This is a genomic window from Streptomyces sp. DSM 118878 (assembly GCF_052936595.1).
Map to the genome: position 1 here is coordinate 6101560 of NZ_CP193622.1, position 23902 is coordinate 6125461.

A 23902-nucleotide genomic window follows, 5' to 3' on the forward strand; every position below is an offset into this window, starting at 1 on the left:
CTTAAGGAGATACGGAACTCATGGACGCTGTCACTCAGGTCCCGGCCCCGGTCAACGAGCCGGTGCACGGTTACGCCCCCGGTTCCCCGGAGCGTGCCCGCCTCGAGACCAAGCTCAAGGAGCTGGCCGAGAACCCGATCGAGCTGCCGATGACCATCGGCGGCGTCAAGCGCCTCGGCGGCGGCGAGCCCTTCCAGGTCGTGCAGCCGCACAACCACAAGGCCGTCATCGGCACCGGCCGCGGCGCCACCAAGCAGGACGCCCAGGACGCGATCGACGCCGCCCTGGCCGCCGCCCCCGCGTGGCGCGCGATGTCCTTCGACGACCGCGCCGCGATCATCCTGCGCGCCGCCGAGCTGCTCTCCACCACGTGGCGCGAGACGCTGGCCGCCTCGACGATGCTCGGCCAGTCGAAGACCGCCCAGCAGGCCGAGATCGACACGCCGTGTGAGCTCATCGACTTCTGGCGCTTCAACGTCAAGTACGCCCGTGACCTGCTCGCCGAGCAGCCCCCGGCGAACGCGACCGGCGTCTGGAACCGTCTGGACCACCGCCCGCTCGAGGGCTTCGTCTACGCGATCACGCCGTTCAACTTCACCGCCATCGCGGGCAACCTCCCCACCGCCCCGGCCCTCATGGGCAACGTGGTCGTGTGGAAGCCGTCCCCGACGCAGACGCACGCCGCCGTGCTGCTCATGCAGCTCCTGGAGGAGGCGGGCCTGCCCAAGGGCGTCATCAACCTCGTCACCGGTGACGGCATCGCCGTCTCCGAGGTCGCCCTGCACCACCGTGACCTCGCGGGCATCCACTTCACCGGCTCCACCCCGACCTTCCAGCACCTGTGGAAGACGGTCGGCGAGAACATCGCCAAGTACCGCACCTACCCGCGTCTGGTCGGCGAGACCGGCGGCAAGGACTTCGTCGTCGCGCACCCCAGCGCCGACCGCGCGATCCTCAAGACCGCGCTGACCCGCGGTTCCTTCGAGTTCCAGGGCCAGAAGTGCTCCGCGAGCTCGCGCGCCTACATCCCGGCCTCCATCTGGAACTCCGGTTTCAAGGAGGAGTTCGCGGCCGAGGTCGACGGCATCAAGATGGGTGACGTCACCGACCTGTCGAACTTCATCGGCGCCGTCATCGACGAGCGCGCGTTCGCCAAGAACAAGGCGGCCATCGACCGCGCCAAGGCGGACGACTCCTGCACCATCGTCGCGGGCGGCACCTACGACGACTCGGTCGGCTACTTCGTGCGTCCGACCGTCGTCGAGTGCACCGACCCGACGAACGAGGTCTTCACGACCGAGTACTTCGGCCCGTTCCTCGCCGTGCACGTCTACGAGGACGACAAGTACGACGAGATGCTGACCCAGATGGAGTCGGCCTCCGACTACGCGCTCACCGGCTCGGTCATCGCGAACGACCGCGCCGCCGCCGCGTACACGATGGAGAAGCTCCGCTACGCCGCGGGCAACTTCTACATCAACGACAAGTCGACCGGCGCCGTCGTCGGCCAGCAGCCCTTCGGCGGCGGCCGTGCCTCCGGCACCAACGACAAGGCCGGCGCCCCGCAGAACCTCCAGCGGTGGACGCTGACCCGCGCCATCAAGGAGACGCTGGTCCCGCCGACCGAGTACGGCTACCCGCACATGGGCTGACGCCCCCGCCGGGCCCCTGTGGCCCGCCCCTGAACCCCGCCTCCGACCTGGGCCCCACCCCGGTCGGAGGCGGTGTCTTCAGACCTCCACGAGGACCTGGTCCAGTGACTTGCGTACGAGGTCGGGGACCCGGCAGTCCGGCGCCGGATAGCCCACGGGGATCACCGCGAACGCCTTCTCGTTCGCGGGGCGGCCGAGCACCTCGGAGAGGAACCGCATCGGGCTCGGCGTGTGGATCAGGGCGGCGAGGCCGGACAGGTGCAGGGCGGAGAGCAGCATGCCGACCGCGATGCCGACGGACTCGTCCACGTAGTAGTGCTTGTGCTTGGTGCCGTCCTCGCCGAGCCAGTGACGCTGCTGGAAGACGACGATCAGGGCGGGGGCGTCCGTCAGGTGCGCCTTCACCTCGTCCGTGCCGAGGGGGCGCAGGGCCGCGAGCCACTCTTCGCCCAGCCGCCCGTCGTAGGAGACGCGCTCCTCGTGTTCGGCGGCCTCGCGGATACGGCGGCGCACCTCCGGGTCCTTGACGAGGACGAACGTCCAGGGCTGCTGGTGTGCGCCGGACGGTGCCGTCGCCGCGCACGCGATGGCGTCCCGCACGGCCTGCTCCGGTACGGGGTCGGAGGAGAACTGCCGTACGGTGCGGCGTTCGTCCATGCGCCTGCGCAGGCGGGCCGCGGTCTCGCGGGACTCCGCGTCGGGCATGCGCTCCGGACGGTAGGGGACGGAACGGTAGGGCCGGCCGTGGATGGGGGCCCACTCTTGCTGATGCTGGGTCTCAGACATGTCCCCGATTCTGGGTGCCCCGTGCCGTCGGCGCCCGGCTTTCCGCCGTCTTGGCGCGGCTGAGTACGGTGTCACCGTGACCACCTTGCGTACGGCCCACACCAGTGAACTGACGGCGGCCGAGCTGCGTGCCGCGCGCTCCCTGCTCGACGAGGCCTTCGACGGCGATTTCGGCGACCACGACTGGGACCACGGCCTCGGCGGTGTCCACGCCCTCATCCATGACGCCACGGGCGCCCTCCTCGCGCACGGCTCGGTGACCCAGCGCCGCGTCCTGCACGACGGCCGCTCGTTCCGCGTCGGTTACGTGGAGGCGGTCGCCGTCCGCCCCGACCGGCAGCGGCAGGGCCTCGGCGGCCGGGTGATGGACGCCTTGGAGCACGTCATCGACCGGGCCTACGCGCTGGGTGCGCTGTCCGCCTCCGACGAGGGAGCGCGGCTGTACCTCGGGCGCGGCTGGGCGGAGTGGAAGGGCGCGGTCGGCACGCTCGGCCCGAGGGGTCCCGTCACCCTGCCGGACGAGGAGCCGCCGCTGCTGTGGGGCGCGGACCTGGACCCGGCGCACGAGCTGTTCATCGACTGGCGCGACGGCGACGTGTACTGACCCGTACGAGGGGCGCGGCCCTCAGTCGGCGTCGGTGGCGCGGACGATCATCTTCCCCAGGTTCTCGCCGCGCAGCATGCCCAGGAACGCCTCCACGATGCGGTCGAACCCCGTGACCACGGTCTGGTCGAGGCCCACCCGGCCGCTGCGCAGATGCGGCACGACGAACTCGTACAACTCCTCTTGCAGGTGGCGGTAGTCGCGGACGAGGAAGCCCTCCATGCGCAGGCTCTTCTCGACGATGTCGGGGAGGTTGCGCAGCGCGTAGGGCGCGTCCGTGGCGTTGTACCGCGCGATCGTGCCGACCCGTACGATCCGCCCGTGCTCGCGCAGCGAGGTGATCGCGGCCTCCAGGTGCTCGTCGCCCACGTTGTCGACGTACACGTCGATGCCGGTGGGCGCCGCCTTGGCGAGGAGATCGGCGACAGGGCCCGCGCGGTAGTCGAAGACCTCGTCGTAGCCGACGTGCTCGGTGAGGTGGGCGCCCTTGGCGGCCGAGCCCGCGCTGCCGACGAGGCGGCCCGCGCCCATGAGCCGGGCGAGGCGACCGGTCGCCGTGCCGACGCCGCCGGCGGCCGCGGAGACGAACAGGTCCTGCCCCTCGCGGAGTTCGGCGACGCGGGTGAGGCCCACGTACGCGGTCAGGCCGGTGCCGCCGAGGATGCCCATGAACGCGGAGAGCGGTACGCCGTCGAAGCGGGGGAGGCGGCGGGCCTCGTCCGGGGTCACCACGGCGTGGGTGCGCCAGCCCTGGCGGTGGAAGACGATCTCGCCCTCGGGGAGCGCCGGATCGCGCGACTCCACGACGCGGCCGATGGTGCGGCCCTCCAGCGGGGCGCCGAGCTCGAACTCGCCGTCCATCATCTCGCGGTGGTACGGGTCGACGGACCAGTAGAGGTTCTCGACCAGGGCGGTGCCCGGCGCCGGCGCGGGCGGCGCGGACTCCACGAAGGCGAAGTCCGCGGCGGTGGGGAAGCCGTGGGGGCGGGTGGTCTGGTGCACGGTGAGCGCGGTCTCGGTCATGTCCGTGACGCTAGGCGGGAATGCGGCCCCCGGGCAGAGGGTTCCGCTCATGGAACGCCCCGGCCCATGAGAGCCGCTCATAGAAGCAGGTGAGCCCCACGAAACCCGTCACGAACGCGCGCCCGGGCACCCCGAAGCTGCCCTCCGCCACCGCCTCGCCCTCTGCCACCGCCTCGCTCACCGCCGCCGATCTCGCCCCGCACGAGCTCCGGATACTGGTCGCCGTCGACCGCGAGCGCGGGTTCTCCGCTGCCGCGCAGGCGCTGGGGCTCACCCAGTCCGCCGTGTCGCACTCCATCCGCGGCACGGAACGCAAGGTCGGCGTCGTCCTCTTCGAGCGTGGGCGCAAGGGCGCGACGCCCACGCCCGCCGGGGTCGCCGCCGCGGCGCACGCCCGGCGCGTCCTGCGGCTGCTCGACGCCCTGGTCGCGGAGGCCCGCGGCGCCGCGCGGGGCACCGTCGAGGGGCCGTTGCGCATCGCCGCCTTCCGCAGCGCGGCGCTGCACCTGCTGCCCGCGGCCCTGAAGCGGCTCGCCGCCCGGCACCCCGGCATCGAGCCGGAGGTCCGGGTGGTGCGCGAGCTGGGCGCGGGCACGGCGGGGGAGGTCGCGGCCGGCCGGGCCGACGTGGGCATCGCGACGCTCGGCGGCACCTCGCCGCTGCCCCCGGGGCTCATCAGCGGCGAGCTGATCGAGGAGGAGTACTCGCTGGTGCACCCGGCGGGCCATCCCGACCCGCGCTCCCTGCCGCTGGTGGACTGGCACGAGAACTGCGGCTCGTACACCAGGCAGTGGTGGGGCCGGCAGGACTGGATACCGAGGGCGACGGTGCTCACCGAGGACGACGGGGCGGTCCTCTCCATGGTCGGCAACGGCCACGGCATGGCGATCATGCCCGCCCTGTCGCTGACGGGAGCGCCGGACGTGGTCCAGGTCACCGACCTCGGAACGGGGCGCCCGACCCGCTCCGTCGGCTATGTCACCACCCCTGAGCTGGCCTCTTCCGTAGCCGTGCGGGCGCTGATCCGCGAGCTGAGGGCGGCGCGCGCGTGAAGGCCGTCTCAGATAGTAGGAAGTCCGAGTAACTGTGGAGACAGACGCTCCGTCCTCCCTTAGCTTTGTAGGAGCCGAACGTCTCGCTAGATCAAGCGAATGGCGGTCGTGAGCCGGAGCCCCGCGCAGGCGAACCCTGCCGCTCCGCCGCTCCCCGCCCCCGGCGTCTCGAAATCACCCTTCCCTCAAGGAGTGGATCCCCCATGGCCGAGACGACCGTCCGCCGAGTCCGTCACATCTCCCGCAAGAGCGACTCCGAGCGCAAGAACGCCGCGGCCGCCCTCCAGCGCGCCCTCGACCGCCGGGACAACGGCGGCGAAACGGGGCACTGAGCCCCGCCCGTACGACCGGGTCGCGGTCACCGTCGGATCACCGCGACGCGGATCACCGCGACCCGCGTACGACCTCGAAGTGGTCGATGCGCTCGCCGCTCTCGGCGAGCGCGGAGACCGTCAGCTTCGGGCGCGCGCCGGCCGTCACCTCCACCGCGAGGAACGAGTAGCCGGTGTAGCGCACCCGTGACCACTCGACGGTCTCGGGGGCGGAGTGCCGCTGCCGCGTCCAGTGGAAGGTCGTGACGTGGTCGCGGTCGCGGACGCGGCCCTCGTGGCTGTCCTTGACCCCGGGGCCGAAACCGTAGAGTTCCTTGCCCCCGCCGCCCGCGGTGACGTACACGATGCCGTCGCGCGTCGGATCGGTCGACGCGCCGACCGGCACGGGCCTGCCGACCTCGCCGCCCTTGATGGCGTCGGTCCGTTCGTAGACGTGGTTGTGGCCGTTGATCACCAGGTCCACCTGGTGTTGCGTGAACAGCTTCAGCCAGGCGTCACGGACCCCGCCGTCCGAGGCGTGCCGCGACGTCGAGTACGCGCAGTGGTGGAAGAAGACGACGATGAAGTCGATCCCGTCGGCCGCCCGCAGCTCACCGAGGCGCCGGTCGAGCCAGGCGGTCTGCCTGCCGTCCGAGTGGCCCCGGTTCACCGGTATCTCGTACGAGACGTCGTTGGAGTCGAGGGCGACCACCCCGACGTTGCCGTAGGTGAAGGAGTAGACGCCGGGCGCGCGCGAGGGGTCGAAGCCGTTGTCCGGCAGCGACCAGCGGGCGGCCTGCCCGCCGTAGCCGTTCGGCGAGTACCACGCCTCCATGTCGTGGTTGCCGGTCGTCACCATCCACGGCACCGACTTCGCGACCGACTCCGTCTGCGCGAGGAAGGTGTCCCACACGCGCGCGTCGTAGGTGTCCGACTCCTTGCCGTGCCCGGTGTCGTCCGCGTAGCAGAGGTCGCCCGCGTGCAGGTGGAAGGACGGGTCCTGGCCCAGGATGAGCTGGTCGTTGGCGAGCGCGTGGTAGCTCACGCCCTGGTCGCCGAAGGCCGTGAAGACGAACCTCTCGGGCGCGGCGGGCGCCGTCCTGAACGTGCCGAGCGTCGCCATCCGCTCGGGCGACGCCGGGTCGAAGCCGTCGTGACCGACGCCGTAGTAGTACGTCGTGCCCGGCCGCAGCCCGTCCAGCGCCGCGTGGACGTAGTACTGCTCCACGGCCGGCAGCTTCTTCGACAGCGACGGGGTGTGCAGGTCGCGCACCTCGGCCCCGATCCGCCGGCTCAGCTCCCAGGGCCGCGTGCCGATCCGCACGTACGGCGACCTCACCGCGAGCGGCACCTGCCAGGAGATCCGCATCTGCGTCCTCGGGTCGGCGCCGAACGCGAGGTGCCGCCCGAAGGGCGCGACCAGCCTGCCGTCGACCCGGGCCCGCGTGGTCGGCGTCGCCGGCGTCACCGCCGAGGTGCGCGTGGCTCCCTCGCCGTACGCGCTGCCCGAGCTGCCCGCGAGGAGTCCGGCGCCGGCCGCCGTCCCGGCCGCGGCGAACGACCCGGCGAGCACCCTGCGGCGGGAGAGCCGTGCGCGCAGGTACTCGTGCTGTTCCGGCATGCTCATCCCGGCCGCGAGCCGCTCCGGTATGCCGACGTGGGGAGTGTCCATGCAGGGAGAAGTTCCCAGCGGGCGCCAACTGGAGGCGGGCCCCGAGGTGAAGAAGGGGTGGCCATGTGGTGGCGTGCCCGCGGCACGCCATGGCGTGTCCGTATGGCGGACTGCTCGTGTCATCCCGTGGGACGGAAGAGTAGGGTGCCCGCATGTCGGCAAGTACGCGCAGCATCAATCTCGCAGTCATCCCCGGAGACGGCATCGGCCCAGAGGTCGTGGCCCAGGGGCTCAAGGTCCTCAACGCCGTGCTCCCGCAGGATGTGAAGCTGCGGACGACGGAGTTCGACTTCGGCGCCAAGCGGTACCACGCGACCGGTGAGACCCTCACCGACGCCGACGCGGATGCCCTCAAGCAGCACGACGCGATCCTGCTCGGCGCGATCGGCGACCCCTCGGTCCCGTCCGGCGTCCTGGAGCGCGGCTTCCTGCTGAAGCTCCGCTTCCTCTTCGACCACCACGTCAACCTGCGCCCCTCGAAGCTGCTGCCGGGTGTCGCCACGCCGCTCGCGGGCCAGCCCGAGATCGACTTCGTCGTCGTGCGCGAGGGCACCGAGGGCCCGTACACGGGCAACGGCGGCTCGATCCGCACCGGCACGCCGCACGAGGTCGCCACCGAGGTGTCGGTCAACACCGCCTTCGGCGTGGAGCGCGTGGTCCGCGACGCCTTCACCCGCGCGCAGGCCCGCCCGCGCAAGAAGCTGACGCTGGTCCACAAGAACAACGTCCTGGCCTACGCGGGTCACCTCTGGACGAACGTGTTCAACCAGGTGGCCAAGGAGTTCCCCGAGGTCACCACCGACTACATCCACGTCGACGCCGCGACGATCTACCTCGTCACCGACCCCGGCCGCTTCGACGTGATCGTCACCGACAACCTCTTCGGCGACATCATCACCGACCTCGCCGCGGCCGTCTCCGGCGGCATCGGCGTCGCGGCCTCGGGCAACATCAACCCCAGCCGCGAGTTCCCGTCGATGTTCGAGCCCGTACACGGCTCGGCGCCGGACATCGCGGGCCAGGGCAAGGCCGACCCGTCGGCCACCGTGCTCTCCGTCGCGCTCCTCCTGCGCCACCTCGGGTACGAGACCGAGGCCGCCCGCATCGAGGCCGCGGTCTCCGCCGACCTCGCGGAGCGCGGGGACACGGCCCGCTCCACGGAGCAGATCGGCGACGCGCTCGCCGTACGAGTAGCGGGCTGACCCGGTAGTTCGATCCCGTATCAGAAGCCGCCGGGTCCGCGAGGACACCCGGCGGCTTCTCTGTGGAGCCCCGGGGTGTCACCATCGATCCCCGGGCCGCAGCCATGCCGTTTCTCTCTCGGCGACCCCACGAGCGATAATCGAACGTGGGGCCGTGAAAGAGACAGGGAAGCTCGGACGTCCACGTACCTGGGGGTACGGGCGTGAGCGCGGTCCGTCACCATCACACCGTGAAGGACGAAGTACTCATGACGACGACGCCGACCATCGAGCTCAAGCCCTCATCGACCCCGCTCGGCGCCGCCGAGCGCGAGGCGATCATGGCCAACCCCGGGTTCGGCCGCCACTTCACCGACCACATGGTGACGGTCAAGTGGACGGAGGGCCGCGGCTGGCACGACGGGCAACTCGTGCCCTACGGCCCGCTCGCCCTCGACCCGGCGACGAACGTCCTGCACTACGCCCAGGAGATCTTCGAGGGCCTCAAGGCCTACCGTCAGCCCGACGGCACCGTGGCCACCTTCCGCCCCGACGCCAACGCCCGCCGGTTCCAGTCCTCCGCGCGCCGCCTCGGCATGCCGGAGCTGCCCGTCGAGACGTTCATCGAGGCGTGCGACCTGCTGGTGCGCCAGGACATCGACTGGGTTCCGGCGCACGGCGGCGAGGAATCCCTCTACCTGCGCCCCTTCATGATCGCGACCGAGGTCGGCCTGGGTGTGAAGCCCGCCAACGAGTACCTCTTCATCGTGATCGCCTCGCCCGCGGGCGCGTACTTCCCCGGTGGCGTCAAGCCCGTCTCCATCTGGCTCTCCGAGGACCGCGTGCGCGCCGTCCCCGGCGGCGTGGGCGACGCCAAGACCGGCGGCAACTACGCCGCGTCGCTGCTCGCGCAGGCCGAGGCCGCCGCGAAGGGCTGCGACCAGGTCGCCTACCTCGACGCCGTGGAGCACAAGTGGGTCGAGGAGCTCGGCGGCATGAACCTGTACTTCGTGTATGGGGACAGGATCGTCACCCCCACGCTGACGGGCTCCCTGCTCGCCGGCATCACCCGTGACTCGCTGCTCTCGGTCGCCCGTGACCTCGGCTACACCTCCGAGGAGGGCCGGATCTCCATCGACCAGTGGCGGACCGACTCCGAGAACGGCACCCTGACCGAGGTCTTCGCCTGCGGCACCGCCGCCGTGATCACGCCTGTCGGCACGGTCAAGTGCAACGCGGGCGAGTGGCAGCAGAGCGGGGGCGAGCCGGGCAAGGTCACGATGGCGCTCCGCGAGGCCCTCCTCGACATCCAGCGCGGCACGGCCGATGACCAGCACGGCTGGATGCACAACCTGGGCTGAGCCCCGGCCCGCACGCGTCGAGCCCGGCCCCCCGAAAGTCTTCGGGGGGCCGGGCTCGACGCGTCGTGGCCGTCCTACTTGTCGCCGCTGTCGCCCGCGGCCTTGTCGTCGGCCTTCCCGTCGTTCTCCTTCGGGACGTTCGAACCCACCGGAGTGAGCGGCCCGCCGGTGATGGCGTCGACGACGGTGAGGACCGCGGCCCCCGCACCCTTCGCCGCGCGGACGCCGAGTCCTATGAGTTCTTCCATGGTGGTTCTCCCCGTACTGCTGTCCTGGTCACCGCTGATCACGGTCCGTTCAGGCTACCGCCAGCGCCAGGAAAGCCGCGAGCAGCCCGTGCGGGGTGCCCGCCACGCTCTTAGAGCAGCGCTCAATGTGGCCTGCGTCGTGCCTCTCCGTCAATGGTTCCGGCTGCGGGATCTCGCCGTTAGAGTGGTGCTCAAATCCCGTGACCGAGGAGGTGTCGAGGGGTGCGACTGACGCCCACCGAACGCGACCGGCTGCTGCTCTTCGGGGCCGCCGAGCTCGCCAGGGCCCGCAAGGCGCGCGGCCTCAGACTCAACGTCCCCGAGGCGACCGCGCTGATCGCCGACACGGTCTGCGAGGCCGCCCGCGACGGCGTCAGGCTCGCCGAGGCCGTCGAGCGCGCCCGCGCCGCCCTCGGCCCCGACGACGTACTGCCGGGCGTCGCCGACGTGGTGACCGAGGTGCATGTGGAGGCCGTTTTCGACGACGGATCCCGCCTCGCGGTGGTCAGCGACCCCATAGGCGCCGGCCTCGGCAGCGAGGCCCCGGGCGCGCTGCTCCCCGGCCCCGCGCACGCCGACCCCGCGCCCACGGTGACCCTGACCGTGCGCAACACCGCCACCGTGCCGGTCTCGGTGACCTCGCACTTCCACTTCTTCGAGGCCAACCCCCGGCTCGACTTCGACCGCGCCGCCGCCTACGGGCTGCGGCTCGCGGTGCCCGCGGGGTCCTCGGTCCGCTTCGGGCCCGGCGAGAGCGTCGACGTGGGGCTGCTGCCGATCGGCGGCGAGCGGATCGCCATCGGCTTCGCCGGTCTCGTGGACGGCGCGCTCGACGCGCCCGGCGCGCGGGAAGAGGCCCTGCGCAGGGCCGTGGCCTGCGGTTACCTCGGAGCGGAGGAGCAGCGATGAACCCCTTCGGGCAGGCGATGAACCCCTACGAGTACGCCTCCACGCACGGCCCCCGCGCCGGCGACCACGTCCGGCTCGGCGACTCCGGACTCACCATCCGCGTCGAGTCCGACGCCCAGAAGTACGGCGACGAGTTCCTCGCCGGGTTCGGCAAGACGGCCCGCGACGGGCTCCACCTCAAGGCCGCCGCGGTCCGCGACACCTGTGACGTCGTCATCAGCAACGTCGTCGTCATCGACGCCGTGCAGGGCATCCGCAAGGTGTCCATCGGCATCAGGGAAGGCCGCATCCACGCCATCGGGCGGGCGGGAAACCCCGACACCCTCGACGGCGTCGACGTCGTGGTCGGCACCGGCACGTCCATCGTGTCGGGGGAGGGGCTCATCGCCACCGCCGGGTCCGTGGACACCCACGTCCACCTGCTCTCGCCGCGCATCATGGAGGCCTCCCTCGCCTCCGGCGTCACCACGATCATCGGCCAGGAGTTCGGCCCCGTCTGGGGCGTCGGCGTCAACTCGCCCTGGGCGCTGCGGCACGCGTTCAGCGCCTTCGACGCCTGGCCGGTCAACATCGGCTTCCTCGGCCGCGGCTCGTCCTCGCACGACGCCCCGCTGATCGAGGCGCTGGCCGAGGGCGGCGCGTCCGGCTTCAAGGTGCACGAGGACATGGGCGCGCACACCCGCGCGCTCGACACCGCGCTGCGCGTCGCCGAGGAGCACGACGTCCAGGTCGCCCTGCACAGCGACGGCCTGAACGAGTGCCTGTCCGTCGAGGACACCCTGAAGGTCCTCGAAGGCCGCACCATCCACGCCTTCCACATCGAGGGATGCGGCGGCGGCCACGTGCCGAACGTCCTGAAGATGGCGGGCGTGCCGAACGTCATCGGCTCCTCCACCAACCCGACCCTGCCCTTCGGCCGGGACGCCGTCGCCGAGCACTACGGCATGATCGTCTCCGTCCACGACCTGAAGACCGACCTGCCGGGCGACGCCGCCATGGCCCGCGACCGCATCCGTGCCGGGACGATGGGCGCCGAGGACGTCCTCCACGACCTGGGCGCCATCGGCATCACCTCGTCCGACGCGCAGGGCATGGGCCGCGCCGGTGAGACCGTACGCCGTACCTTCGCGATGGCCGGGAAGATGAAGGCCGAGCTCGGCCCCATGGAGGGCGACGGCGAGCGCGACGACAACGCGCGCGTGCTGCGCTACATCGCCAAGCTGACCATCAACCCCGCCCTCGCGCACGGCCTCGCCCACGAGGTCGGCTCCATCGAGACCGGCAAGCTCGCCGACATCGTGCTCTGGCGCCCCGAGTACTTCGGCGCCAAGCCGCAGCTCGTCCTCAAGTCCGGCTTCCCGGCGTACGGCGTCGTGGGCGACCCGAACGCCGCCACCGACACCTGCGAACCCCTCGTCCTCGGCCCGCAGTTCGGGGCGTACGGGGCGACGCCCGCCGACATCTCCGTGGCGTTCGTCGCGCAGGCGGCCGTCGACCAGGGCAACGACCTCATGCCCACCCGCCGCCGCAGGGTCGCCGTGCGCGGCACCCGCGGCATCGGCCCCGCCGACCTGCGGCTGAACTCCCGCACCGGTGCGGTCGACGTGAACCAGCGCACCGGCCTCGTCACCCTCGACGGCGACCCGGTCCGCTCCGAGCCCGCCGACTCGGTCTCCCTCAACCGCCTCTACTTCCTTTAAGGGTTTACGTCATGTCTGCTGCCGCCGACGGCTTCCGCATGCCCGCCGAGTGGGCCCCGCACGAGCGCACCTGGATGGCGTGGCCGTGCCCCAACCCCACCTTCGACGACCCCGCCGGCCTCGACGAGTCCCGCCTGGCCTGGGCGGACGTCGCCCGAGCCGTACGCCGCTTCGAGCCCGTCACCGTGGTCTGCGGGCCCGCCCAGTCCGCGTACGCCAAGGAGCTCCTCGGCCCGGACATCGAGGTCGTGGAGCGGGAGCTCGACGACGCCTGGATGCGGGACATCGGGCCGACCTTCGTCACCGACGGCAAGGGCGCGCTGGCCGCGGTGGACTGGACGTTCAACGGCTGGGGCGCCCAGGAGTGGGCCCGCTGGGACCACGACGCCAGGATCGGCGCCCACGTCGCCGACCTCGCCGGAGCCCGTACGTACGCCTCGTCCCTGGTCAACGAGGGCGGCGGCATCCACGTCGACGGCGAGGGCACCGTCCTGCTCACCGAGACCGTGCAGCTCGGCCCCGAGCGCAACCCCGGCTGGACCAGGGAGCAGGTCGAGGCCGAGATCCACGGCAAGATCGGCACCACCAAGGCGATCTGGCTGCCCCGCGGCCTCACCGCCGACTACCCCGGCCACGGCTACGGCACCCTCGGCCACGTCGACATCGTCGCCGCGTTCGCCGCGCCCGGCGTCGTCCTCGTCCACTCCCAGCGCGACCCCGCGCACCCCGACTTCGAGGTCAGCAAGGAGATCATCGCGACCCTCCAGGGGCAGCAGGACGCGCGCGGGCGCACCCTGCGGATCGTCGAGGTGCCGGCCCCGACCGTCCTGAAGGACGACGAGGGCTGGGTCGACTACTCCTACATCAACCACTACCTCTGCAACGGCGGCGTCGTGCTGTGCGCCTTCGACGACCCGAACGACGAGATCGCCGCGGGCATCTTCCGCGGTCTCTTCCCGGACCGGACGGTGACGCTCGTGGACGCCCGTACGATCTTCGCCGGGGGTGGTGGCATCCACTGCATCACCCAGCAGCAGCCGAAGGTGTGACCAGGGAGTGAGCCATGGCCGGAGCCGGACAGGCCCGCGCGCGGAAGAACGCACCGCCGCGTGAGGACGTGCTCGCGGCAGCCATGGAGATGATCGCCGAGCGCGGCCTGGAGAAGCTGACCATGGCCGCGCTCGGCCGTGAGGTCGGCATGAGCTCCGGCCACCTCCTCTACTACTTCCGCACCAAGGACGAGCTGCTCCTGCGCACCCTGGAGTGGAGCGAGGGCCGCCTCGGCGCCGAGCGGGGCCGCCTCCTCGCCCGCACCGGCACGGCCCGCGCACGCCTGGACGCCTACGTCGGGCTGTACGTCCCCGACGGCGTCGGCGACCCCCACTGGACGCTGTGGCTGGAGGTCTGGAACCGCTCCCTCAACGCCGACGAGGAGGGCCGCGACCGGCAGGCCGCGATCGAGGGCGCCTGGCACCGCGACCTGGTGGCGCTGGTCGCCGAGGGCGTCTCGCGCGGCGAGTTCGGCGCCGTCGACCCGGACCGGTTCGCGGCCCGGCTGCGGGCGCTCCTCGACGGCTTCTCCATCCACGTGGCGATCGGCCTGCGCGGCACCGGACGCGAACAAGTCCTCGCCCACGTACGGGAGTTCCTGGACGCGTCGCTCACCTCGGACGCCTAGCCGCCCGTCCAGGTTGTACGCAATCCGGCGGATTGCGTGCTGCCTCGGAGGTGCGCTTGTATCCCCGTGGGCCTTCGGCGTCGGGCCGGGGGAGTGACAGGTCCGTGGGGGAAACCATGTCCACTGCCAGACGTGTGTCCTTGAGCGCCTTACTCGTCGCGGCACTCGGCGCCACCGCGCTGCCGGCGACCGCGTCGCAAGCGACCGCGTCGCCGACGACCGCCGTCCGGGCGGCGCAGCCCGCGCCGACGGTGGAGCACGCGCCGACGGTGGAGCGCGTGAGCGTCGCGGCCGACGGAACGGAGGCCGATGGCGGCTCCGGGGCCGCTTCCATCACGGCGAGCGGCAGCCACATCGGCTTCAGCAGCAGTGCCACCAACCTGACGCCGGACGGCGCGCCGCGGCCGGAGGCCCGCGGCCACGTGCGCGACCTCACGACCGGGCAGGTCACCAGGATCAGACCCAGCATGAGCGCCCCGGTCATCAGCGGCGACGGGCGCTACGCCGCCTACAGCGACTGGGGCCCGTACCTCATGAACGTCTTCCTCACCGACCTCGCCACCGGTGAGCGCCGGCGGATCGACGGCGCGGCCTTCAAGGAGACCTCCTCCCGCCCCTCGATCAGCGCCGACGGCCGCCACATCGCGTACGAACTGCACCCGCACCACCCCGGCGACCCGTACCGCGTCGAGGTCTACGACCGCGTCACCGACACCCGCGAGGTCGTCAGCGGCCCACCGCAGAGCTCCGTCCACGACATGACGACGCCGTCCCTCAGCGCCGACGGACGCCATGTCGCCTACCGTGACGCCGGCACCGGCGAGGTCTGGGTCCGCGACCGCGAGACGGACGAGGTCACCCGCGCCGACGAGGGCACGGCCACCGCGGTCGTGCAGATCAGCGGCAACGGCCGCACCGTGGCGATGAACTCCGCCGACGGCGCCCAGATCCGCGACCTGCGCACCGGCAAGCTCCACAGGATCCCGGGCGCCGACGCGGAGGCGGTCAGCCCCGACGGACGCCACGTCCTCTACCGGGACGACCGGTCGACGCTGCGGCTGCGCAAGCTGAGCGACGGCCGCGAGACCACCGTCGGGCACGGCGTCGCGGCCCCCGGCGCGATCGGCGCGAAGGCGCGCACCGTCGTCTACTCCACGCCCGACGCGGACGTCGTCCCCGGCGACACCAACGGCGTGAACGACGTCTTCAGGTGGACGGCACGCTGATGTCCCGCACAGCAGCGGAACAAGTGACCACGCAGAGAAAGCACGAGAAAGCACGAGAAAGCACGGGGGAACACACCATGCACAGCACCAAGCGCCGCGCCGCCCTGGCGGCCGCCACTCTCGCCGCCGCGGTCGCCGCCGCGACCCTGCCCGCCGCCTTCGCCGCGCCCGCCGCGCCCCGCACCGAGGGGATCAGCGTCACGGCCGAGGGGAAGGCGGCGAACGGCAGGTCGACGGGGGCGGTGATCAGCCGGAACGGGCGGTTCGTCGCCTTCGACTCGGAGGCCGGCGACCTGGTGGCCGGCGACACGAACGGGCTCAGCGACATCTTCGTACGCGATCTGCGCACCGGCAGGACCGAGCGGATCGCCCTGGCGGGGCGTGAGCTCAGGGGGGCCGCGCTGAGCGCCGACGGCCGCCGGGTCGCGTTCATCTCCTCGCCCGAGGGGGAGTACTCCGCCTCCGACGTCCGGATCCACGACCGCCGGACGAAGAAGACCGAGCGGCTCGACGTCGAGCTGCCCGACGGCTTCGACGGGCGGGGCGCGCGCGGTGTCTCGCTCAGCGCCGACGCGCGCTACGCCGTCTTCGACACCGACCACCGCGACGACGGCGGCGTCGTCTTCCTGCGCGACCGGAAGACCGGCACGACCGAGCGCATCAGCCAGCCGGACGACGGCTGGGAGCCGCGCAGGTCGCACTCCGCGACCGTCAGCGACGACGGCAGCCGCGTCGTCTACGCCCGCAACTACTCCAACGGCCCGCGCGGCGACGACTGGAGCGACGTCTGGCTGCGCGACAGGGAGACCGGTGAGCTGACGGAGATCGACCGCTCGTACGACGGTTCGGAGACCGAGAAGGAGTCGCTGGACCCGTCCATCAGCGGCGACGGCCGCAAGGTCGTCTTCGAGTCACGCGACACCCATCTCGTCCCGAACGACGACGACGCCGCCTGGAACGTCTTCGTCCACGACATCGCCTCCGGCACCAACCAGCGCGTCCACGGAACCCAGGGCGGCCCGGGCGAGGCCTACACCCGCTCGCCCGCGATCAGCGCCGACGGCCGCTACCTCACGTACCTGACGGAGCTGGCCGAGCCGGGGGCCGAGTACGGCAAGGAGTGGCCCGTCTACCTGCGCGACCTGAGGAAGAACACCACGACCCTGATCAGCCCGGACACCACCGGAGGCGCGGCGTCCGCCAAGGTCGCCCCCGGCGGCGTCGCGGCCGACGGCCGTCGTATCGCCTTCACGTCCCACGACGAGACGCTGCTGGACGGCGACACGAACGACGGCGACGACGTCTTCGTACGCCATCTGCGCTGACGCAGCGCACCTCACGTCTCACGCCGCACACCGATGCGGGCGGTGGTGTCCACCGCGCCGCCCGCATCGTGAGACGGAACAGCGCGGAGTGCACGGGCTGTGGCAGGCTGCCACCGTGCTCTCGTTCGCCATGATTATTGGCAGCAGGCGCGCCGGTCCGCAGTGACCGTCTCGTACCACCACGTACGGGCGGACACCGTCGTCTTCAGACCCGCGCGCGAACCTCTCGTACCCACGAGGGGTTTTTTCGTTTCCAGGCCCCACACAGGCCGGACGCGGAGCACGCGGGATCATCAAGACGGTGGAGCCGGTCATTCCGGTAGACCGAGATCCGACACAGGAGCCAGATCAGCATGACGGAAACCAGTACCCCCGACGATTCCTTCCACGTCTTCGACACGACGCTGCGCGACGGCGCGCAGCGCGAGGGCATCAACCTCACCGTGGCGGACAAGCTGACCATCGCACGGCACCTGGACGACTTCGGCGTGGGCTTCATCGAGGGCGGCTGGCCCGGCGCCAACCCGCGCGACACGGAGTTCTTCGCCCGGGCCGGGCAGGAGATCACCTTCCGGCACGCCCAGCTCGTCGCCTTCGGCGCCACCCGCCGCGCCCACGCCAAGGCGGCCGAGGACCCGCAGGTCAAGGCCCTCCTGGAGTCCGGGGCCCCCGTCATCACCCTCGTCGCCAAGTCCCACGACCGGCACGTCGAACTCGCCCTGCGCACCACCCTGGACGAGAACCTGGAGATGGTCCGCGACACCGTCTCCCACCTCGTCGCCCAGGGCCGCCGCGTGTTCGTCGACTGCGAGCACTTCTTCGACGGCTACCGTGCCAACCCCGAGTACGCCAAGGCCGTCGTGCGGGCCGCCGCCGAGGCCGGCGCCGACGTCGTCGTCCTGTGCGACACCAACGGCGGCATGCTGCCCGCGCAGGTCCAGGCCGTCGTCTCCACCGTGGCCGCCGACACCGGCGCCCGCCTCGGCATCCACGCCCAGGACGACACCGGCTGCGCCGTCGCCAACACCCTCGCCGCCGTCGACGCGGGCGCCACCCACGTGCAGTGCACGGCCAACGGCTACGGCGAGCGCGTCGGCAACGCCAACCTCTTCCCCGTCGTCGCCGCCCTGGAACTCAAGTACGGCAAGCAGGTCCTGCCCGAAGGCTCGCTGCGCGAGATGACCCGGGTCTCGCACGCCATCGCCGAGGTCGTGAACCTGACCCCGTCGACGCACCAGCCGTACGTGGGCGTCTCCGCCTTCGCGCACAAGGCGGGGCTGCACGCCTCCGCGATCAAGGTCGACCCGGACCTCTACCAGCACATCGACCCCGACCTGGTGGGCAACCGCATCCGGATGCTGGTCTCGGACATGGCGGGCCGCGCCTCCATCGAGCTCAAGGGCAAGGAGCTCGGCGTCGACCTCGGCGGCGACCGCGAGCTGATCGGCCGCGTCGTGGACCGCGTCAAGGAGCGCGAGCTCCAGGGCTACACGTACGAGGCTGCCGACGCCTCTTTCGAACTGCTGCTCCGCGAGGAGGCCGAGGGCAGGGCGCGCCGCTACTTCCGCGTCGAGTCCTGGCGGGCCATCGTCGAGGACCGCCCCGACGGCACGCACGCCAACGAGGCCACCGTGAAGCTGTGGGCCAAGGGCGAGCGCATCGTCGCCACGGCCGAGGGCAACGGCCCGGTCAACGCGCTCGACCGGGCGCTCCGGGTCGGCCTGGAGCGGATCTACCCCCAGCTCGCCAAGCTGGAGCTCGTCGACTACAAGGTCCGCATCCTGGAGGGCAAGCACGGCACGTCCTCCACCACGCGCGTCCTGATCTCCACCAGCGACGGCGCCGGCGAGTGGTCGACCGTCGGCGTGGCGGAGAACGTCATCGCCGCGTCCTGGGGCGCGCTGGAGGACGCGTACACCTACGGGCTGCTGCGCGCGGGCGTCGAGCCGGTCGAATAGCCCTTCCGGAGCCGAACAGCCCCTTCCCGAAACGTACGCCGACGCGCTCCCTGCGTTACGTTCGAATTATGAGGAATCGGGCGAAGCGGGTCACCGTTGGTCTGTCCGGGCTGCTGCTCACCCTGAGCGCCGTCTCCTTCACGGCGGCGCCCGGGGCGACGGCCGCCACCAGTACCTCGGAGGTCGCCGCGGCCTGGGAGGAAAGGCCGGTGTACGTCGATCCGGCCGCCGCCGACCAGTTGTCCGACGGCCAGGCGGACTCCTTGGCGCAGAAGATCGAGGAGGCGGACAAACCGGTCTTCGTGGCGGTGCTGCCGCCGGACTTCCCGCCGCAGGACATCTTTCCCCGGCTGCGGGCCGAGACGGGCGTGACGGGCGTCTACGCGGTCCGGCTCGGCGACGGCTTCAACGCCAAGGCCGACCATTCGGTCCTGTCGCGCAACGCGGTGTCCAACCTCGTCTCCCTCGTCCGCGGGCAGGACGCGGAAACCCAGCTCAACGCATTCGTCGACCAGGCGGTCAGGCAGGCGAGGGGCGCGGCCCCGGAGTCCTGGGACGGCGGCTCCGGGGACGGGATCTCGCCCGGCGCCCTGGGCGGAGTCGGTGTGGTGATCGTGGCGGGCGGCGTCGGCGCCTACGCCGTGATCCGGCGCAAGAAGCGGCGCCACGAGCGGGCGCAGCGCGAGGCCCTGCGCAAACTCTCCGTGGTCGTCGACGAGGACATCACCGCGTTCGGCGAGGAACTCGACCGGCTCGACTTCCACCCCGCGGAGGCGGGCGCGGACGACGCGATGCGCGCCGACTACGCGCGGGCGCTCGACGCCTACGAGAAGGCGAAGTCGTACATGGCCGCCGCGCAGCGGCCCGAGGACGTGCGGGCCGTGACCCAGGCCCTGGAGGACGGCCGCTTCTCGCTGGCCCTGCTCGCCGCCCGTCGCGAGGGCCGCGAACTGCCGGAGCGCCGGGCCCCCTGCTTCTTCGACCCGCGGCACGGCCCCTCGGTCCAGGACGTCCGGTGGGCCCCGGCCGGCGGCGCCGAGCGCGAGGTCCCTGTCTGCGCGGCGGACGCGGCACGCCTCGCGGACGGCCAGGACCCGCTGGTGCGCACGGTCCCCACGGAGTACGGCGACCGCCGCCCCTACTGGGAGGCGGGCCCGGCCTACGGCCCCTGGGCGGGCGGCTACTTCGGCGGCGGCGTCCTCCCCGGCCTCCTGCTCGGCACCATGCTCGGCGGAATGATGGCGGGCCCGGCATACGCGGCCGACTATGGCGCGGGATACGGCGACTACGGCGGCGGCTTCGAGGGCGGCGACTACTCGGGCACGGACTTCGACCCGGATGACTTCGGAGGAGGCGGCGGCTTCGGAGGCGGCGGTGACTTCGGCGGAGGCGGCGATTTCGGCGGCGGCGGGGACTTCGGCGGGGGAAGCGGGTTCTAGGCGGGGCGGTGGCCGTTCAGCCTGCAACCGCTATGAGCGGGGAAGAGCCACGGGGCGCCGAAGCCGAAGCCGGGGCGCCCCGTGCGGCGAGGACCCGTTCACGCGCGGATGGCGCTGATGTCGAAGTTCAGCTTGATCTTGTCGGAGACAAGGACGCCACCGGTCTCCAGGGCGGCGTTCCACGTGAGGCCCCAGTCCGAGCGGAGGATCTCCGCCTTGCCCTCGAAGCCCACGCGCTCGTTGCCGAAGGGGTCCTTGGCCGAGCCGTTGAACTCCAGGTCGATGGAGAGCGGCTTCGTCGTCCCCAGGATCGTCAGGTCGCCGGTGACGCGGTAGTCGTCGCCGCCCAGCGCCCGCACCTCGGTGGAGCGGAAGGTCATCTCGGGGAACTCCTCCGCCTTGAAGAAGTCCGCGCTCTTCAGGTGCCCGTCACGGTCGGCGCTGCCGGTGTCGATGCTGTCCATCCTGACGTCCAGGGAGGCCGTCGAGCGGGACGGGTCGGAGCCGTCCAGGTGCAGCGTGCCGGAGACGTCGAGGAACGAGCCCTTGACGTTGGTGACCATGGCGTGGCGGGCGACGAAACCGAGCGTCGAGTGCGCCGGGTCGATCGCGTAGTCACCGGTCAGCGCGGCGAGCTCCGGGCTGACGGCGACGGGCGCGGCCTGTTCCGGGGCGGTGAGGGTGGCGGTGTCGTTCTTGCGGCCGAAGATGCCCATGACGTGCTCCTTGGGGGACGGGCTCCCGTATCGAGCGGAAGCTTCGCTGCGTTTCGTTGAATGTTCAACGAGATTGAATGTAGCGCGATTCTGTTCAACATTCAACCTCTTGTCGATACGGTGTGGTGGGCGGCTCCGGTGTCGGCGCCGGTCAAGATCCACAGGGTTACGGCTCTGTCCCAGCGGGTGGTGGCCGCGGACGGGCGTGAACGGGCGGCGGGAGCCCGGTCCGGCGCGGGGAATGGGCGGCGGCGGTGCCCCCGCGTCGATTCATGTATGTCACAGGAATGTCTTAGGGGGTGGTGGGAGGGAACGGTTCGCCGGGCAGGTGTGCTCTTGGTGATCAGAAACGATCGCTCGTGCTGAGCGGCAGGCTCCCCCCACCGACACTGAGGAAACAAACGATGCGCGTTCGCAAGCTCACCTTCGCCGCCCTGGCCGTTGCCGCGGGTCTGTCGCTGACGGCCTGCAACGGTGACGACGGCACAGCACAGGGCGACAAGTCCTCCGCTTCCTCCGAGTCGTCCTCGGAGGGCGGTTCCGGCTCGGGCGGTTCGGAGCAGGGCGGCGGGGAGGGCTCCGCGGGTTCCTCGGACTCCGCGGGGACGAACTCCGGCGGAAAGAGCTCCGGCGGGCAGGAGTCGGCCACCGCCGGCAGCGGCTCCGACGCGAACACCAAGGTCGGCAAGTGCCGCACCGACGAGCTGGAGGTCACCGCGACCGACGGCACCGTCGGCGGCGACACCGAGGGCACCGTCGCGGTCACGTTCAAGAACGGCGGCGGCCGGGATTGCAGCCTCTCCGGCTACGCGGGCGTCGACCTGAAGACCAGCGCCGGCGACCTGTCCGCCAAGCGCAGTGGCCAGGCGTCGAGCCCCATGGTCCTCAAGGACGGCGAGTCGGTGTCCTTCGGCATCGGCTACCCCATCAACGACTCCGGCGGCTCCGGCGTCCGCATCACCACGCTGATCGTGACCCCGCCGAACGAGACGAAGTCGGTCTCCATCGCCTGGCCGGGCGAGGGCTCCCTGCCCGTCACCGACGGCTCCGGCAGCCCCGTCACGGTCGGCCCGATGGGCAGCGCCGGACAGGGCGGGGCGAACTGACCGCGAGGGCCTGCGCGCCCGCCCGGTTGTCGCTCCTCGCCAATACGCCTGCGGCCCAGGTCGCCGGGACGGACTCCAGCCGCCTCCCCACGCGCAGCGGTGGTCCGGTGCTCGGGGCCCGCGTTGTGAGGCGTCTCTCAACGGAACGTGACCGGCCGGGACCGGCTCGGCGGTGGCAGCTAGGGGGTTCCTTTGTGGGATCCCCACAGAGGGAGAGGGTCTGAGCAGTCACTTCTTCAGTGCCCCCGCTCTCTTCTGTCCGGGGGTGCCAGGAAAACGGCCCGGAGACTGTACGGAGTCGACGGTCCGTTTCCCCGGGGCTGCTCCGTAAGGTCGCTACATGACCGTTTTGGACGAGACCGCCTCCTCCGGGGGCGAGCCCACCGACGCGCGTGGGCGCGTGGCCGAACTGCACGAGATCCGTGCGAAGGCGCTGCGCGGACCCAGCGAGAAGGCGACCGAGGCGCAGCACGCCAAGGGCAAGCTGACCGCACGCGAGCGGATCGAGCTGCTCCTCGACCCGGGCTCCTTCAATGAGGTCGAGCAGTTGCGGCGGCACCGCGCCACGGGCTTCGGCCTGGAGACGAAGAAGCCGTACACCGACGGCGTCATCACGGGCTGGGGCACGGTCGAGGGCCGTACGGTCTTCGTCTACGCGCACGACTTCCGGATCTTCGGCGGGGCGCTGGGCGAGGCCCACGCCACGAAGATCCACAAGATCATGGACATGGCCATCGCGGCCGGCGCGCCGCTGGTCTCCCTCAATGACGGCGCGGGCGCCCGTATCCAGGAGGGCGTCAGCGCGCTCGCCGGCTACGGCGGCATCTTCCAGCGCAACACCAAGGCGTCGGGCGTGATCCCGCAGATCAGCGTGATGCTGGGCCCGTGCGCGGGCGGCGCGGCGTACAGCCCGGCGCTCACGGACTTCGTGTTCATGGTCCGCGAGACCTCGCAGATGTTCATCACGGGCCCGGACGTGGTCCGCGCGGTCACGGGCGAGGAGATCACGCAGAACGGTCTGGGCGGCGCGGACGTGCACGCCGAGACCTCGGGCGTCGCGCACTTCGCGTACGACGACGAGGAGACCTGCCTCGCCGAGGTGCGCTACCTCATCGCGATGCTGCCCTCCAACAACCGCGAGAACCCGCCCGCGCACGAGTCGGACGACCCGGCCGAGCGCCGCTCCGACGTACTGCTCGACCTGGTCCCGGCGGACGGCAACCGCCCGTACGACATGACCAAGGTCATCGAGGAGCTCGTCGACGACGGTGACTTCCTTGAGGTCCACGAGCGCTGGGCGCGGAACATCATCTGCGCGCTCGCCCGGCTGGACGGCAAGGTCGTCGGCATCGTCGCCAACCAGCCGCAGGCCCTGGCCGGCGTCCTGGACATCGAGGCGTCGGAGAAGGCGGCCCGCTTCGTCCAGATGTGCGACGCCTTCAACATCCCGATCGTCACGCTCCTCGACGTCCCCGGCTTCCTGCCGGGCGTGGACCAGGAACACGGCGGCATCATCCGCCACGGCGCCAAACTCCTGTACGCGTACTGCAACGCCACGGTCCCGCGCATCTCCCTGATCCTGCGCAAGGCGTACGGCGGCGCGTACATCGTCATGGACAGCCAGTCCATCGGCGCCGACCTCACCTACGCCTGGCCCACCAACGAGATCGCGGTCATGGGCGCCGAAGGCGCGGCCAACGTGATCTTCCGCCGCCAGATCGCCGCCGCCGAAGACCCCGAAGCCATGCGCGCCCGCATGGTCAAGGAGTACAAGGCCGAGCTCATGCACCCCTACTACGCCGCCGAGCGAGGCCTGGTCGACGACGTCATCGACCCCGCGGAAACCCGCCAGGTCCTGATCTCCAGCCTCGCCATGCTCGCCAACAAGCACGCCGACCTGCCCTCGCGCAAGCACGGCAACCCTCCGCAGTAACGCTGCGCCGCAGTACCCACAA

General features: G+C 71.5%; 21 protein-coding genes. 16 read left to right on the forward strand and 5 right to left on the reverse strand.

The genetic code is table 11. The features are described 5' to 3' along the window. The first annotated feature begins 20 nt into the window (after positions 1 to 20). The gene (pruA, locus tag ACRAKF_RS27205; protein ID WP_447040175.1) at positions 21 to 1652 is read left to right on the forward strand and encodes an L-glutamate gamma-semialdehyde dehydrogenase; all 1632 of its coding nucleotides are present in this window, start codon (positions 21 to 23) and stop codon (positions 1650 to 1652) included. A gap of 78 nt (positions 1653 to 1730) precedes the next feature. Here pruA and ACRAKF_RS27210 read toward each other — a convergent pair whose 3' ends face one another. Continuing rightward, the gene (locus tag ACRAKF_RS27210) at positions 1731 to 2438 is read right to left on the reverse strand and encodes a nitroreductase family protein (protein WP_447040176.1); all 708 of its coding nucleotides are present in this window, start codon (positions 2436 to 2438) and stop codon (positions 1731 to 1733) included. 76 nt (positions 2439 to 2514) lie between these two features. Here ACRAKF_RS27210 and ACRAKF_RS27215 point away from each other — a divergent pair, with 76 nt between their 5' ends. Beyond that, complete coding sequence (locus ACRAKF_RS27215; RefSeq protein ID WP_447040177.1) at positions 2515 to 3042, forward strand: GNAT family N-acetyltransferase; 528 nt, start codon at positions 2515 to 2517, stop codon at positions 3040 to 3042. A 21-nt stretch (positions 3043 to 3063) separates the two neighbouring features. Here ACRAKF_RS27215 and ACRAKF_RS27220 read toward each other — a convergent pair whose 3' ends face one another. After that, positions 3064 to 4065, reverse strand: coding sequence for an NADP-dependent oxidoreductase (locus tag ACRAKF_RS27220; protein WP_447040178.1), 1002 nt, complete (start codon positions 4063 to 4065; stop codon positions 3064 to 3066). Between the two features lie 137 nt (positions 4066 to 4202). Between ACRAKF_RS27220 and ACRAKF_RS27225 the strand changes: the two genes are divergently transcribed. Further along, positions 4203 to 5117, forward strand: a complete 915-nt coding sequence (locus tag ACRAKF_RS27225) for a LysR family transcriptional regulator (RefSeq protein ID WP_447042205.1) — start codon at positions 4203 to 4205, stop codon at positions 5115 to 5117. A gap of 203 nt (positions 5118 to 5320) precedes the next feature. After that, positions 5321 to 5449, forward strand: a complete 129-nt coding sequence (locus tag ACRAKF_RS27230; protein WP_447040179.1) for a hypothetical protein — start codon at positions 5321 to 5323, stop codon at positions 5447 to 5449. Between the two features lie 52 nt (positions 5450 to 5501). On the opposite strand, the gene ACRAKF_RS27235 is transcribed toward ACRAKF_RS27230, so the two are convergent. Continuing rightward, positions 5502 to 7100 (reverse strand): purple acid phosphatase family protein, encoded by a 1599-nt coding sequence (locus tag ACRAKF_RS27235; RefSeq protein ID WP_447040180.1) that lies wholly within the window; start codon positions 7098 to 7100, stop codon positions 5502 to 5504. 152 nt (positions 7101 to 7252) lie between these two features. Between ACRAKF_RS27235 and ACRAKF_RS27240 the strand changes: the two genes are divergently transcribed. Together ACRAKF_RS27240 and ACRAKF_RS27245 are read left to right on the forward strand one after the other, a co-directional pair. Continuing rightward, on the forward strand, positions 7253 to 8302 hold the full coding sequence (locus tag ACRAKF_RS27240) for a 3-isopropylmalate dehydrogenase (RefSeq protein WP_447040181.1): 1050 nt from the start codon (positions 7253 to 7255) through the stop codon (positions 8300 to 8302). 248 nt (positions 8303 to 8550) lie between these two features. Further along, positions 8551 to 9642 carry a branched-chain amino acid aminotransferase gene (locus ACRAKF_RS27245; RefSeq protein WP_447042206.1) on the forward strand — a complete coding sequence of 364 codons (1092 nt, stop codon included), beginning with the start codon at positions 8551 to 8553 and terminating at the stop codon, positions 9640 to 9642. A 74-nt stretch (positions 9643 to 9716) separates the two neighbouring features. On the opposite strand, the gene ACRAKF_RS27250 is transcribed toward ACRAKF_RS27245, so the two are convergent. Then, entirely contained in the window at positions 9717 to 9890 is a 174-nt protein-coding gene (locus tag ACRAKF_RS27250) for a hypothetical protein (protein ID WP_447040182.1), read from the reverse strand. Positions 9891 to 10112: 222 nt separating this feature from the next. Here ACRAKF_RS27250 and ureA point away from each other — a divergent pair, with 222 nt between their 5' ends. The 8 genes from ureA (at position 10113) to ACRAKF_RS27290 (ending at position 20125) form a co-directional block, all read left to right on the forward strand. Next, the gene (ureA, locus tag ACRAKF_RS27255; RefSeq protein ID WP_447040183.1) at positions 10113 to 10799 is read left to right on the forward strand and encodes an urease subunit gamma; all 687 of its coding nucleotides are present in this window, start codon (positions 10113 to 10115) and stop codon (positions 10797 to 10799) included. Positions 10800 to 10816: 17 nt separating this feature from the next. After that, positions 10817 to 12499 (forward strand): urease subunit alpha, encoded by a 1683-nt coding sequence (locus ACRAKF_RS27260; protein ID WP_447042207.1) that lies wholly within the window; start codon positions 10817 to 10819, stop codon positions 12497 to 12499. 11 nt (positions 12500 to 12510) lie between these two features. Further along, entirely contained in the window at positions 12511 to 13548 is a 1038-nt protein-coding gene (locus tag ACRAKF_RS27265; RefSeq protein WP_447040184.1) for an agmatine deiminase family protein, read from the forward strand. A gap of 14 nt (positions 13549 to 13562) precedes the next feature. Next, positions 13563 to 14177, forward strand: coding sequence for a TetR/AcrR family transcriptional regulator (locus ACRAKF_RS27270; RefSeq protein ID WP_447040185.1), 615 nt, complete (start codon positions 13563 to 13565; stop codon positions 14175 to 14177). A 134-nt stretch (positions 14178 to 14311) separates the two neighbouring features. Next, positions 14312 to 15403 carry a protein TolB gene (locus ACRAKF_RS27275; RefSeq protein WP_447042208.1) on the forward strand — a complete coding sequence of 364 codons (1092 nt, stop codon included), beginning with the start codon at positions 14312 to 14314 and terminating at the stop codon, positions 15401 to 15403. Between the two features lie 77 nt (positions 15404 to 15480). Beyond that, positions 15481 to 16728: a hypothetical protein gene (locus ACRAKF_RS27280; protein ID WP_447040186.1), complete on the forward strand. Its 1248-nt coding sequence runs from the start codon at positions 15481 to 15483 to the stop codon at positions 16726 to 16728. A 353-nt stretch (positions 16729 to 17081) separates the two neighbouring features. Continuing rightward, a complete protein-coding gene (gene cimA, locus ACRAKF_RS27285; RefSeq protein ID WP_447040187.1) occupies positions 17082 to 18686 on the forward strand; it encodes a citramalate synthase in 1605 nt (534 codons plus the stop codon). Between the two features lie 68 nt (positions 18687 to 18754). After that, positions 18755 to 20125 (forward strand): hypothetical protein, encoded by a 1371-nt coding sequence (locus tag ACRAKF_RS27290; RefSeq protein ID WP_447040188.1) that lies wholly within the window; start codon positions 18755 to 18757, stop codon positions 20123 to 20125. A 98-nt stretch (positions 20126 to 20223) separates the two neighbouring features. Here ACRAKF_RS27290 and ACRAKF_RS27295 read toward each other — a convergent pair whose 3' ends face one another. Further along, on the reverse strand, positions 20224 to 20841 hold the full coding sequence (locus tag ACRAKF_RS27295; protein ID WP_447040189.1) for a YceI family protein: 618 nt from the start codon (positions 20839 to 20841) through the stop codon (positions 20224 to 20226). Positions 20842 to 21245: 404 nt separating this feature from the next. On the opposite strand from ACRAKF_RS27295, the gene ACRAKF_RS27300 reads away from it, so the two are divergent. Both ACRAKF_RS27300 and ACRAKF_RS27305 read left to right on the forward strand, forming a co-directional pair. Then, positions 21246 to 21947: a DUF4232 domain-containing protein gene (locus ACRAKF_RS27300; RefSeq protein WP_447040190.1), complete on the forward strand. Its 702-nt coding sequence runs from the start codon at positions 21246 to 21248 to the stop codon at positions 21945 to 21947. A 340-nt stretch (positions 21948 to 22287) separates the two neighbouring features. Then, positions 22288 to 23880, forward strand: coding sequence for an acyl-CoA carboxylase subunit beta (locus ACRAKF_RS27305; protein ID WP_447040191.1), 1593 nt, complete (start codon positions 22288 to 22290; stop codon positions 23878 to 23880). The last annotated feature ends 22 nt before the right edge of the window (positions 23881 to 23902 follow it).